General features: G+C 43.4%; 11 protein-coding genes. 9 read left to right on the plus strand and 2 right to left on the minus strand.

Annotated features, from left to right (window positions below):
• Positions 1–62: 62 nt before the first annotated feature.
• From FGG79_RS13605 to FGG79_RS13615, 3 genes are all read left to right on the plus strand, one after another.
• Positions 63–3,212, plus strand: a complete 3,150-nt coding sequence (locus FGG79_RS13605; RefSeq protein ID WP_138779218.1) for an efflux RND transporter permease subunit — start codon at positions 63–65, stop codon at positions 3,210–3,212.
• Between the two features lie 331 nt (positions 3,213–3,543).
• Complete coding sequence (locus FGG79_RS13610; protein ID WP_138779220.1) at positions 3,544–4,860, plus strand: oligosaccharide flippase family protein; 1,317 nt, start codon at positions 3,544–3,546, stop codon at positions 4,858–4,860.
• 137 nt (positions 4,861–4,997) lie between these two features.
• Positions 4,998–6,875: a cation:proton antiporter gene (locus FGG79_RS13615; protein ID WP_171050929.1), complete on the plus strand. Its 1,878-nt coding sequence runs from the start codon at positions 4,998–5,000 to the stop codon at positions 6,873–6,875.
• 14 nt (positions 6,876–6,889) lie between these two features.
• Here FGG79_RS13615 and FGG79_RS22285 read toward each other — a convergent pair whose 3' ends face one another.
• A complete protein-coding gene (locus FGG79_RS22285; RefSeq protein ID WP_276607966.1) occupies positions 6,890–7,024 on the minus strand; it encodes a hypothetical protein in 135 nt (44 codons plus the stop codon).
• A gap of 97 nt (positions 7,025–7,121) precedes the next feature.
• Positions 7,122–7,841, minus strand: a complete 720-nt coding sequence (locus tag FGG79_RS13620) for a TspO/MBR family protein (RefSeq protein WP_138779222.1) — start codon at positions 7,839–7,841, stop codon at positions 7,122–7,124.
• Between the two features lie 190 nt (positions 7,842–8,031).
• Between FGG79_RS13620 and FGG79_RS13625 the strand changes: the two genes are divergently transcribed.
• The 6 genes from FGG79_RS13625 (at position 8,032) to FGG79_RS13650 (ending at position 13,689) form a co-directional block, all read left to right on the plus strand.
• Complete coding sequence (locus FGG79_RS13625) at positions 8,032–9,819, plus strand: M3 family oligoendopeptidase (RefSeq protein ID WP_138779224.1); 1,788 nt, start codon at positions 8,032–8,034, stop codon at positions 9,817–9,819.
• 186 nt (positions 9,820–10,005) lie between these two features.
• Positions 10,006–10,350: a lmo0954 family membrane protein gene (locus FGG79_RS13630; protein WP_138779226.1), complete on the plus strand. Its 345-nt coding sequence runs from the start codon at positions 10,006–10,008 to the stop codon at positions 10,348–10,350.
• An 85-nt stretch (positions 10,351–10,435) separates the two neighbouring features.
• Entirely contained in the window at positions 10,436–11,089 is a 654-nt protein-coding gene (locus FGG79_RS13635) for a PspA/IM30 family protein (protein ID WP_138779228.1), read from the plus strand.
• 200 nt (positions 11,090–11,289) lie between these two features.
• Positions 11,290–12,021 (plus strand): cell wall-active antibiotics response protein LiaF, encoded by a 732-nt coding sequence (gene liaF / locus FGG79_RS13640; protein WP_138779230.1) that lies wholly within the window; start codon positions 11,290–11,292, stop codon positions 12,019–12,021.
• On the plus strand, positions 12,018–13,067 hold the full coding sequence (locus FGG79_RS13645) for a sensor histidine kinase (protein WP_138779232.1): 1,050 nt from the start codon (positions 12,018–12,020) through the stop codon (positions 13,065–13,067). The genes liaF and FGG79_RS13645 overlap by 4 nt, the downstream gene beginning before the upstream one ends.
• On the plus strand, positions 13,060–13,689 hold the full coding sequence (locus tag FGG79_RS13650; protein WP_138779234.1) for a response regulator transcription factor: 630 nt from the start codon (positions 13,060–13,062) through the stop codon (positions 13,687–13,689). The genes FGG79_RS13645 and FGG79_RS13650 overlap by 8 nt, the downstream gene beginning before the upstream one ends.
• The last annotated feature ends 149 nt before the right edge of the window (positions 13,690–13,838 follow it).

The following is a 13,838-nucleotide window of genomic DNA, read 5'->3' on the forward strand; positions in this document are numbered from 1 at the left end:
CAGTTATATTAGACTATGTTATGACTAGTCGGTCAGAAAAAGAGAGAAGGGATGAATACAACGTGAACAGTATTATTAATTTCGTACTTAAAAATAAGTTTGCAGTGTGGTTAATGACCATCATCGTCATCATTGCAGGCTTATATTCAGGATTTAATATGAAACTAGAAACCTTACCTAACATTAATACACCGATTGTTAGTATTACAACTGTGTATCCGGGAGCGACCCCTGAAGATGTAGCCGATAAGGTTTCAGAACCAATTGAAAAACGTTTGAAGAATTTAGATGGGGTAAACGTTGTAAGCTCAACGTCTTACCAAAATGCTTCAGCCGTCCAAATAGAATACAAGTTTTCGAAAGATATGGATGAAGCAAAGACCGAAGTAGAAGAAGCCCTGGCGGATCTACCGTTTCCAGAGGGAGTCAATGATCCTGAAGTATCACGACTCAGCTTCAATGCATTTCCGGTCATCGCTCTCAGTGTAGCGAATGAAGATCAATCGTTAGCTCAATTAACTTCAACTGTAGAAGATACGATTGTTCCGCAGCTTGAGGGAGTGGAAGGTGTTGCTTCTGTCCAGGCATCTGGTCAACAAGTGCAAGAGGCGCAAATCGTCTTTGATCAAGATAAACTTGCAGAAAATGGATTAACAGAAGAAACTGTTCAAAATATCATCAAGGGCTCAGACGTGACAGCACCACTGGGATTGTACACGTTTAAAGACAGCCAGAAATCAGTGATGGTTGACGGGAACATTACAACGATTGAAGATTTGAAAGAAATGAAGATTCCTGTGACGCCAAATACTGGCGGATCCATGGAAGCTCCACAAGGACAACAAGGTTCAGGACAGGGGCAGGCTCCTCAAGCTCCTGCAGCTGGAGAAGCACCAGCAGGAATGAAGATTCCGACGGTGCAACTATCAGATATTGCTGATATTAAACTGATTGGAAAAGCAGAATCCATTTCAAGAACCAACGGGAAAGAATCTATTGGCCTTCAAGTGGTGAAAACAGCTGACGCCAATACGGTGGATGTTGTCAATGCCGTCAAAGCAGAAGTCAAGACGTTTGAGAAAGACATAGATGGAGTAGAAATTATCTCTACCTTTGATCAAGGTGAACCGATCGAAGAATCTGTTAGCACCATGCTGAATAAAGCATTATTCGGTGCCATATTTGCAGTTATCATCATTCTTCTATTCTTACGGGATATTAAATCGACGCTGATTTCAGTTGTGTCGATTCCGTTATCGCTTCTGATTGCGATTTTATTACTGAAACAGATGGATATCACATTGAATATTATGACCCTTGGGGCGATGACCGTAGCCATCGGACGGGTAATCGATGATTCCATTGTCGTAGTGGAAAATATTTATCGAAGAATGTCACTGAAAGGTGAAATGCTAAAAGGGAAAGACTTAATCCGTGAGGCAACGAAAGAAATGTTTGTACCGATCGCGTCTTCCACAATTGTCACGATTGCCGTCTTCCTTCCATTAGGATTGGTTCAAGGGATGATCGGGGAACTATTCCTGCCATTCGCCTTAACAATCGTGTTCGCTCTGTTGGCTTCACTTCTTGTGGCCGTAACGATTGTACCAATGCTTGCACACTCTATGTTTAAAAAAGGTGTAGGGAAGAAGCATGTAGAAAAGAAAAGCCGTTTGGCCCAGTGGTATAAAGGCGTATTGAATTGGACGCTGAACCATAAGATCATCACCTCAATCCTGGCGATTGCCATGCTTGTTGGAAGTTTGTTCCTGGTACCATTTATCGGAGTCAGTTTCCTTCCATCAGACGAAGAAAAGATGGTAATGGCAACATATAAACCAGATCCGGGTCAAACAGAAGAAGACGTCAACAAGATAGCTCAGGATGCAGAAGGATACTTCCAGGGACGTAAAGGAGCAGAAACGATTCAGTACTCTGTCGGTGGAGAGAACCCGATGAGTCCGGGAGCTTCGAACAATGCGATCTTCTACGTCCAATATAACGACGATACAGAAAATTTCTCTGAGGAAAAAGAAAAAGTCATCAAAGACTTACAGAAATCCACTGATAAAGGTGAGTGGGCTTCTCAGGACTTCTCTGCAAGTGCCGGCAGTAATGAAATTGTCGTGTATGTGTACGGGGAAACACTGAAAGAAATCCAACCTGTTGTAAACGATATACAAAGCATGATGGAAGAGAAGAAAGATTTCAAAAAAGTCGGATCGAGCATCTCCGAATCATATGATGAATATTCGTTCATCGCTGACCAGGAAAAGCTAAGTGAGCTTGGACTGACAGCTGGGCAAATCGCCATGGAACTTGGTCAGACACGTCAGCGTCCAGTCCTCACAACCATTGAAAAAGATGGGGAAGAAGTGAACGTTTATCTGGACGTTGAGAAAGAAAAGTACGAAAGTATCAACGACTTAACGGATAAAACCATCCAGTCACCGCTTGGTATGGAAGTGAAAATTAAAGATGTAGTAGAAGTTCAAGAAGGTAAAACGTCCGATACCGTTTCACGACGTGACGGAAAAGTCTTTGCTCAAGTGAGTGGAGAGCTGAAAACCGATGATGTTTCAAAAGCATCTCAAGACATACAAAAAGAAATTGAAGATATCGATGTTCCATCCGGTATCGACGTGAACATGGGTGGAGTGACAGAAGACATCAAGGAATCCTTCACGCAATTAGGATTAGCCATGCTTGCAGCGATTGCAATTGTCTACTTGATTCTTGTCATTACATTCGGCGGCGGTCTTGCGCCATTTGCCATCCTGTTCTCACTGCCATTCACGATTATCGGTGCACTGGTAGGGTTATTGATTGCAGGGGAAACCATCAGTATCTCCTCCATGATCGGAGCACTTATGCTGATCGGTATCGTTGTAACCAATGCGATCGTGTTAGTCGACCGAGTAATTCACAAAGAAAAAGAAGGTCTATCTACACGGGAAGCGTTACTTGAAGCCGGCGCTACCCGACTCCGCCCGATCCTTATGACTGCGATTGCTACCATCGGGGCCTTGTTCCCACTGGCGTTGGGTCTTGAAGGAAGCGGATTGATTTCGAAAGGTCTCGGTGTAACCGTTATTGGCGGGTTGACCAGTTCGACTCTCCTAACGCTTGTTATCGTACCAATCGTGTATGAAATCCTGATGAAGATCAAAGGGAAAATCGGTGGACGTAAGCGTAAAGTAGTGAAAGAATAGATTGAGGAAAAAGCAGTCCTATAGTGGGGCTGCTTTTTTATTGAATGTAGGTTTTTAGTATGGTGGTGGGGGTATTTTGTATACGTTGTTCACAATTTGGCCCATATTCGTCCGGAAGTGGCCCAATTAATGTTGAAAGTGGCTCAATTTTGATTAAAAGTGGCCCAATAAAAGGGAAAAGTGGCCCAATCAACCATCATCGGTCCCCTCCAAACCTTTCAAATACCCGATGTATATCATGCCACTTCCCTCGCTCCTATCACCCCATCACATATTCCCCGGACAACCATCATAGAATAGACCATCTTAAACAAAGGCAGGGTACAAGCATATGAGTCTGTTTTTAAGGGGCACGATGGTGTTGGTGGTGACGGCTTTTCTAGGGGAATGTTTGGAGTTTGTGATTAATATGATACTTGCCCGGGAGCTTGGAGAAGCGGGTCTTGGAACATATATGTCGATTCTGCCTACCGTATTTCTGATCGTCATTTTATCGAGCATGGAATTACCGATCAGTCTTTCGAAGTTTTTTGCCGAAAAGGAGGAACGGTATCATCGGGTGATGCTGCATTATGCCTTTCGGTTTGCAGTGGTTACGACAAGTGTTCTTTTAATGGTCATGGTACTTGTGTATGCATGGACTCCATTGTTTCAAGGATATCATCCAGGTATCCGCTGGCTCGTCTTGATCGTGATCCCGATTGTGGCCTTCACTTCAATAACAAGAGGATATTTTATGGGAATCCAGCAAATGGGGAAAATTGCTGTAGCGAATTTTCTTCGTAAAGGAATCCAGTTGTTTTTATTAGTGTCGATCTATCAATTTTTATCCTTTGGAATAGACACATCAATCTTTATTGCCCTGGGTACTCTGATTGCAAGTGAAGCGGTGGTATTTGTTTATTTGATTCATGCTTACGTTCTAGTGATTAAGGGTAAAAGAAAGAACAGCCATTCTACACTATCAACAAATGATATGAGAAAGTCAGTGCTCTCTGTTTCGATTCCGACAACTGTCCTTCGCATCTTTCATGCGCTGACACATGCCGTTCAGCCTTTTCTCATCAAATGGGCTTTGGTGCTCTCAGGGATGGAGGCAGTGGAAGCGAATGAGCACTTCGGAATGCTTGCTGGAATAGCTCTTACCATCGGGTTTTTCCCATCCTTCATTGCTTTTTCTATGCTGATTGTGTTGATTCCGACCGTATCGGAGAAAGTATCATCGAAGGATTTTGATGGGATTTTAACGCATCTTAAACAAGTAATGTGGATTACGTTAGGCTACGGCATACCTGCCGTGTTTATTTATTATACTCTTGGGGATTACTTAACAGAGACGTTCTTTCACTCTGTACCCTCGGCTTATTATTTAAAGTTGCTCTGGCCGTATTTTCTTTTTCATTTTTTAGTCTTCCCTCTTCAGGCGTTTTTAATTGGCTTAGGGTTGGTGAAGGATGCCCTTCTTCATACCATCTGGTCGAGCATCTTTTCGTTTTCAATGATTTACTTGCTGGGATCCCGTTTTGGAATGGAAGGGGTCATTGTTGGGATGAATGCTGGAGCCGTTCTCATCACTACGCTTCACTACGTGACCATCTGCAGACGACTGGAAACGACTCTTTGGTTAAAATCGGCCATAAAAATGTAAACTATACAAAAACAAATGTGCTGACATAAGGCATTTGTTTTGCAATAAGAGGGACGGACCTTTTATTCTAATTGGTAACATGTACATACTATTTGCTGTTATGATGGCTGATTTCATAACCTCCAAAGGAGAAAGCTATGATCGATTCTATTTTATTCAACATCATGTTAGTCGGAGTACTTGGGATTGCTTCCCAATGGGTTGCCTGGAGATTCAGGCTGCCTGCTATCGTCATCATGTCGATTGTCGGATTACTCGTTGGCCCGATCTTCGGTCTTATTAATCCAAAGGACGATTTCGGTGAAGTCTTTAAACCTATCATATCCATGGCAGTTGCCATCATTCTGTTTGAAGGAAGCTTAAATCTTGATTTTCGTGAGGTAAGGGGACTGGGGAAGCCAGTTTTTAGAATTGTCACGTTCGGCGCCCTCCTTGCATGGATACTGGGTTCACTTGGTGCCCACTATGTCGCAGGTTTGTCCTGGGCGGTCGCCTTCGTCATCGGTGGTTTATTCATCGTCACTGGTCCGACGGTCATTCTGCCACTGCTTAGGCAGGCCAAGCTAAAGCCAAGGCCAGCTGCAATCTTGAAGTGGGAAGGGATTGTCGTCGATCCCTTCGGCGCCCTTATTGCCGTATTTGCGTTTGAAATCATCAACTTTTTAATTAGTGATGATGTCTCAGGATTAGCACTGCTGCTATTCTTTGCAGCTTCCCTGTTTGCCGTCTTCTTTGGATGGGCACTGGGGAAATTCACAGGCTTTATCTTTGAAAATGGACATGTTCCTGAGTTCCTGAAATCACCGGTTGTCTTTGCACTGGTCCTTGCCTGCTTTACGATTTCAGATCACATCACTCATGAAACCGGCCTGCTCGCCGTAACAGCCATGGGGATGACCCTTGCGAATATGCATATTTCATCTATCGACGATATGCGCCATTTTAAAGAAAATATATCCGTGTTGCTCATTTCGACCATCTTTGTCATGTTGACAGCTTCCTTAACCGTCGAGACCCTGTTTGAAATCTTCAACTGGAACATCGTAGCATTTGTCCTGCTCATGCTGTTCATCGTACGACCGGTATCCATTTGGTTGTCCACAATAGGGACGGACCTCTCTAACAGGGAGAAAATCCTTGTTGGTTGGATTGCGCCGAGGGGAATTGTCGCGTTAACCGTATCAAGTTACTTTGCGGCAGTATTGTCAGATAAGGGATTTGAGGATGCTGCCATCCTGACATCCTTAACGTTCGCCCTTGTATTCTCAACGGTATGTGCCCACGGATTTTCAATCAAATGGCTGGCTAAAAAGCTGGACTTAGCCATCAGTGATCAACCGGGAATCGTCATTGTCGGTGGGAGTAAGTTCAGTACTGAATTTGCCAAGACCCTTCAAGATCTCAAGATTCCTGTCTTGATTACGGATTCTTCCTGGCAGAGATTGTTTTCAGTCAGAAAAGCCGGGATTCCATTTTACAGGGGAGAAATTCTTTCTGAGCAAACCGAGTATTACCTTGATATGACCCCATACGAGTATATGATTGCAGCTACGGAGCTTGATTCCTACAATGCTCTTGTTTGTACGACATTTGTCCCGGAAGTCGGACGGAATAACCTATTCCAACTGAGTCTCCGCAGCAAGCGAGATGATGACCTGGAAGATATGGTTCATACAATTGGTGGACGTATTCTCTTCCAGAATCATGTGACATGGGAAGAACTGAATAAACGTGTCGAACGTGGGGACGTGTTCAGGAAAACCAATATCACAGAAAAATACACATTTGAAGACTACTTACAAGAGAGAGATGAACACACACTGCTTATGTTCTGTCATAAACCGACCGGGAGAATAGAATTCTTCACGGAAGGCGCTTCACCTAAGATTGAACAGGGAGATGTGATTGTCAGCCTGACTCAGCCGTGTAAGGAAAAGAATAAGATTCAAGAGAAACTTAACGATCAAAGGGAAAACATTGAAAAAGAAAATAAAGAAAAAGAAAGCGCCGAATGACTCGGCGCTTTCTTTCATTTTTTACCAATATATTGGTCACCTAATAGCTGCTTTACTTGATTATACGTCAGACCAGAATGCTGATTTTGGCGTTTGACATCATCGATATCTGTGCCTGCCTTCGTCACATTTTTCATATGCTGCTTCATCCTAAAGCACCCCCTATCACTTAATGTAAGTCATGGGGTGGCATTTTATACACGAAGGTCCGTCCCTAAAGTATAGGGACGGACCTTCGTGGGCGGATCATAGACGGGTTCGCTTGTAGACAAGGTCAAAAATCAGGATGATAACGGCTAGGGCATAGGCGGTATAGGTATAAGCAGAGTGCTCTGCCATGTTTTTTGCACCGATTCCGATAAATGCCCACACGAATACGAGTGGATAAAGCAGGTCGTGCTGCCTTGTGCGGAACCAGAAAGTGAGTAGAGTGGCCACAATCAATCCCATATAAGCCCATAAAAGCTCGGATATTCCAAACCCGTTCCAGTCGATATCCGTTAAATAATAGGTGATATTAACAATCGTTGCAACGGAAATCCACCCTAAATAGATGGAGAATGGGGCTAGATCCAAGAGGGACGGACCTGTACTTTTAATCCGTTTATAAAGGGCGGTTAAGGTGCATAAGAGTCCGAGCATAATAAAGACGGAAACGAGAAAATAATTATAATGCCAAACGAGTATCCATGTTGAGTTCAATAAACAGCTCAATACGAAGAGGCCACTAGTTTCCTGATAAAGCGGAAGGTCCCGTCTATCTTTAGGGAATTGACGAATGATCCAGATGGCAAGGAGAAGATAAATAAGACTCCATATGGAGAAAACGTATCCTGCCGGTGTGATCATGATGTCTAGCCTGTCACTGATCTCTCCTGTTGATTGATTATTCAAAGGCAAGGTGACAGCAAGCGTATTCATCAGAATCACTAAAGCGAAAGCGACAATATTTACGACCAGTTTCATTGTATAGCCTCCTTTAGCAAATGGTATGGCGTGGTGTTTGCTATATACTATTCCACTTTTATTCACTTAAAAACCAAATGAAGAGAGTTTAAGAAGAGCGATTTGGAAAAGATCATGAAGGATTTAGCAGATTTATCGAGAATTAGAAATAGAATAGGGCCAATTTTAACAATCATATTAGGGGGACATTATGAACCGTACAACTCATACATATTCAGATATTTGGAACTTAGATGTTTTTTTCAGTGGGGGAAGTGATTCGCAGGAATTCAGAAAGCACCTCGACACGTTAGAAAAAAAGAAAAATGATTTCGCAGACAACGCACTTGCTTTCCATCCACCTCAATCGGCGAAGGATGGGGACTTAGTGTGGAGCCTCATTGAGGAAGCGAAGGAAGTGATGCTGTATTTGCGTCAGGCAGGTGCTTTTGTCAGCTGTTTGGAAGCACAAAACATGAATGACAGGAAAGCCGATTCTCTTCGTGGGGAAGTGACGAGTCTGAGTGCCGATTTTTCTTCAACTTTTACAAAGTTTCAGCAACAGCTTGCAGATTGCACAGAAGAAGTCTGGAATGAACTGCTGCAGCATGAACGTCTCAATGAGATCACGTTCGTGCTGATTGAGTGGAGACAAAAAGCGAAAGACAAGCTTTCTAGCACTGAAGAATCATTGATTCAAGCATTAGCCGTCGATGGCTATCACGGCTGGGGCCAGATGTACGACACGATTGTAGGAGCGATGGAAATCACCCATGATGGGAAAACATTGTCAGTAGGGCAGGCGAACAACTTACTTTCGAGCTCCGATGAGAAAAAGCGTAAAGAGGTTTTTGATAAATTGGAGAAGGCTTGGGGAGACAACGAGGAACTCTTTGCCCGAACACTCAATCACCTAGGCGGATTTCGCTTGAATGTCTATAAAAAGCGGGGCTGGGACCAGTTGATGAAAGAGCCTCTGGAATATAACAGAATGAAGCAGGAAACGCTTGATGCCATGTGGGGAGCGATTTCAAAACACAAACAGCCTTTTGTTCAGTACCTTGATAGGAAAGCAAAGTTGATTGGAAAGGACAAACTGGACTGGTATGACTTAGATGCGCCGGTCGCAGAGTCCACAAGTACGATGTCATACGATGAAGGGGCTGCCTTTATTCTCAAGCAGTTCTCTCTGTTCGGCAAGGAGATGGAGAGTTTTGCCCAACGAGCATTTGAGGATGAATGGATTGAAGCAGAGGACCGTGCCGGGAAACGTCCTGGCGGTTTCTGTACCTCCTTCCCGTTAAGTGATCAGTCACGCATCTTTATGACCTACTCAGGATCTATGTCGAATGTATCCACCTTAGCGCATGAGCTAGGGCATGCGTTCCATTCTTATGCACTGAAACCGATGCACACATTGAATCGGAATTACGCCATGAACGTGGCTGAAACGGCATCGACTTTCGCCGAAATGATTGTGGCTGATGCAGCCGTTAAAGAGGCGGGAACGAAAGAAGAAAAGGTTGCCCTTATTGAAGATAAGCTGCAGCGAAGCGTCGCATTCTTCATGAATATCCATGCCCGCTACTTATTCGAAACGCGCTTCTATGAAGAACGGGAGAAGGGAATTGTCTCGGTTGAGAAGCTTAACGAACTGATGGTGGAAGCGCAGAAAGAAGGATTCGCTGATTCACTTGGAGAAGTCCACCCGCGCTTCTGGGCATCAAAGCTTCATTTCTATATTACAGGAGTCCCGTTCTATAACTTCCCTTATACATTTGGGTACCTTTTCTCACTTAGCATTTATGCGAAAGCGCTGGATTCAAACGAAAGCTACGAAGAAAAATACATGGCATTGCTACGTGACACGGCCGTAATGAGCGTAGAAGAACTGGCCATGAAACACCTAGGAGAAGATATTACCAAAGAAGCCTTCTGGGAAAAGGGAATCAACCTCTGCATTTCCGATGTAGAAGAATTCCTTGAACTTACAAAGTGAAAAACGGATAAAGGTCCGTCCCTTGAGATTTGAGGGACGGACCTTTGTAGTTTTATCCCCTCGAAAAAGAACAGTCCTACCTTCACTAAGCCTCAAGTCTGATACGAAAATAAAGCTCGGGCTCGTTATGGAAAATCGGGAAATTAGATAGGATAGAGACATGAAGAAGAAAGGAGGCAACATCAAATGAAGAAATTTGGATTGCTTTTAGCTGGAGGGATTGCAGCGATTGTCCTGCTTGCGAATTTAGGGCCGATCGTGGGGCTCGCGATCTCTTTATTGATTATGTACTACAGCTTTAAAGGGTTTATCAAAACAGACTCGACCGGGAAAAAGATCTTATGGGCGCTGATCGGTCTTGCAGCATTCAGTGCAACTGTATCGAACTTCCCTGCAATCATCGGACTAGTGGCTCTGTATGTATTGTATGTGATTTATAAGAACTGGAAAAAAGAAGAAGTCATCATTGAAGAAAAATCATCCGATCCATTCACGAATTTTGAAAGAGAATGGTCACAATTAAAAAACTAGACTTTGGTAAAGGGGAATGTTGATTGAAAGAGACATCAACATCCTTTAATAAAACCACGAAAAAACTAAAGGAGAGATTCTCATTATGGCAAACCTATTTCAACGAATGAAAAATACTGTCATGTCCGACCTACACGAAGCAATAGATAAAAAGGAAAAGAAAAATCCAATTGGCGTGTTGAATCATTATTTACGACAATGTGAGCAGGAAGTGGAAAAAGTAAGCAAGCTTGTGGAAAGACAATACCTTCTAAAAGAAGAGTTTCAAAAAGAGTATCAGCAGGCTTCGGTTCTTGCTGACAAGCGGAAATATCAGGCAGAGGTAGCGTCCAAAGCCAATGAAGAAGGGTTGTATGAATTTGCCCTCCAGGAACAAAAATATTACGAAGAGCGTGCGGTTCGCATTCAGGATTCAAAGCTTCAAGCCACCATGGAGCTTGAAGAGCTTGAAAGAAGATATGAAGAAATGAAACATAAGTTGAAGGATATGTACATTAAGCGCATGGAACTGATGGGCAGAGAAAATATCGCCAGGGCTCATAATAAAATGAACTCTGTACTGGAATCATCTTCAGGGTATAACAATCAGGCGTTTTCTAAGTTTGATGAAATCGATTCATACTTAGATCAACTGGAGCATGGAGTGAATTCCTCCTACTACCGAAACACGATTGATGCGAAGATCGCCAAACTAGAAAAAGACATGAAAAATGAGGAAACGGAAGCCATTCCTTCCTGAAACATGGTATTCTAGGTTAGTAAATACTTGATAATGTAAAAACAGGGGGAACTCATGATGGGTTCACCCCGTTTTAAACTCTGATATGAGCCGATTCGGGGACTTTATGAGCCGGAATTGGAATAAATGAGCTGTTTCTCGAAACATCATTATACATGTCTTCACCAAATCATTACATAACCAGAAAGGAGGAACCCCTCATGTTCAATCGTTTACGCTCTGACGGGATAAGCTGGATCATTTTAATAGGAACATTGTTAATACTGCTGGAAGTCTCATTTTATGACGGGGGGGTTCTGGTCTTTCTTTCGATTGCAGCCTTCTGTATCTATATTGGACGTAAGAAGCTTCCGAAGACATCAGGGAAAATCCTGCTGTGGTTCGGAATCATCAGTTTGGCGATCAATATCTTCAATACGGTTGCATTTAAGTTTTTGCTATTCGGTATTCTTCTCTTTATCATTGTCCGCTTTGCCGATTCCAAGAAGCATCCTAAATACATCACTCCTTCGATTAAAGAAACGTTCACTCAAAACCATGAACCTCTCGTGATGAAGAGATCCGCACTCCAAAATGAATGGTTTGGCCCAAAAAGGACTCCGGATGACGTGTATGAATGGAATGATATCAACATTCAGGGAGTCATAGGAGATTCAGTCATCGATGTTGGGAATACAGTGCTTCCTAAAGGGACGTCTGTCGTTTCCATTCGGAACATTCTGGGGAACATTGAGATTCTCATCCCGTACGATGTGGATGTGAGTATTCATCACTCGGTTCTCGCAGGATCGATCGAGATCTTTGATGAGGTGGAGCCGAGAGCAATTAATCAATCTCTGTATTATCAAACGCCAGGTTATGATGCGGCCGTTCAGCGTGTGAAAATCGTCACCTCTATGTGGATCGGGGATTTAGAGGTGAAGAGAATATGAGTACAGTTAGTAAGCAGGTGGTTGCAGGCATCCTTTTTTCCCTTGTGATGGTGGTATTCTTATCTCTATCGTTCTTTTATTTGTATCCGTTACAGGATTGGTCACTCTTATGGGAAGTTGAGATTATGGATTTACCGGGTGTAGGATTTATTCTCGTTGTCAGTATCCTCATCGGTATTGTTTTTGGAATCGGAACGGGTTTGAAGGATAAACGGCAGCTGAGAGAAATAGAAGATGCACTTTTGTATGTAGAACAAGGAAGAAGTATCACCCTGCCAGAAACGGCGACGTCTGAAGTACAACAGGTTTGGAAAAAGGTCGACGCGCTAGGAAAGCACCTCACAGATCAAGCACGATATTCCCAGAAGCTCGCCAATGAAAAAGCAGAAGAGCAGGAAAAGAGAATCCAGGAAATCGTGTCACAAGAAAGAAACCGGCTGGCCAGAGAATTGCATGACTCGGTCAGTCAGCAGCTATTTGCCGCATCTATGCTGATGTCAGCCATCACGGAAACTCCCCCTCCCGGCAGAACCCCTCATGAAGAGAAACAACTCGGAATGGTGGAACGGGTGATTCACCAGTCCCAGCTTGAAATGAGAGCGCTACTCCTTCATCTTCGTCCCGTTGCGCTTAAAGGTAAGAACCTTCAAGAAGGAATGAAGGAGCTGTTAGTCGAATTGTCCCAAAAGGTACCACTTGATATTGAGTGGAAAATCGAAGATATGCGTCTTGACAAGGGGATTGAAGATCATCTCTTCCGGATCCTGCAGGAGTCGGTTTCGAATACCCTTCGCCATGCCAAGGCTTCTTCCTTAGACATAAGGCTGATTAAAAGGGAATCCATCATCATCTTACGGATAGTGGATGATGGCGAAGGCTTTGATGTGAATGAATCGAAGGTTACAAGCTCGTATGGGCTTCAGAATATGAGGGAACGTGCCATTGAAATTGGTGGGACTATTAAAATCATCAGTGTACCGAATAAGGGAACACGCTTAGAAGTAAAGGTTCCTGTTGTAGAGGATGAAGGTGAAATGAATGATTAAAGTGGTATTTGTCGATGATCATGAAATGGTACGAATCGGGGTATCGTCTTATCTGTCTGCACAGGCGGATATCAATGTCGTAGGGGAAGCATCTGACGGGAAAGAAGGCGTTCAGCTCGCTCTTTCTCTCCGTCCTGATATTATTCTAATGGACCTCGTGATGAAAGAAATGGATGGGATTCAAGCGACGAAGGAAATCATCCAGGAATGGCCTGACGCGAAGATCATCATCGTCACGAGCTTTCTTGATGATGATAAGGTGTATCCTGCCCTTGAAGCGGGTGCTGTCAGTTATATGCTGAAAACGTCGAAAGCAAGTGAGATAGCAGAAGCGGTTCGGAAGACGTATAGTGGTCAATCGATTCTAGAGCCGGAAGTGACAGGTAAGATGATGACACGGATGAGACAGAAGACCGTTTCTCATCCCCACGAGGAACTCACCAATCGTGAATTGGAGATCCTCCTCCTTATGACTCAGGGTAAAACGAATCAGGAAATCGCCGATGAACTATTCATCGCCCTGAAAACGGTGAAAACACATGTGAGCAATATTCTCTCCAAGCTTAGCGTACAAGATCGGACGCAGGCAGTGATCTATGCTTTTAAACATGATTTGGCTTAATAATCAAAGAAAAAGACCCAAAAAAAGCAAAACTTTTTGGGTCTTTTTTTCGTATAGAAAGAAGAAAGCAATCGCCTTACTACCAGCATCAGAAATAAATCGAGAAATATACATCTAATAAGACCTTATGCTACTTTGTAACAAAAATG

It is taken from the genome of Bacillus sp. BHET2 (assembly GCF_005938125.1).
Lineage (GTDB): Bacteria > Bacillota > Bacilli > Bacillales > Bacillaceae_B > Rossellomorea.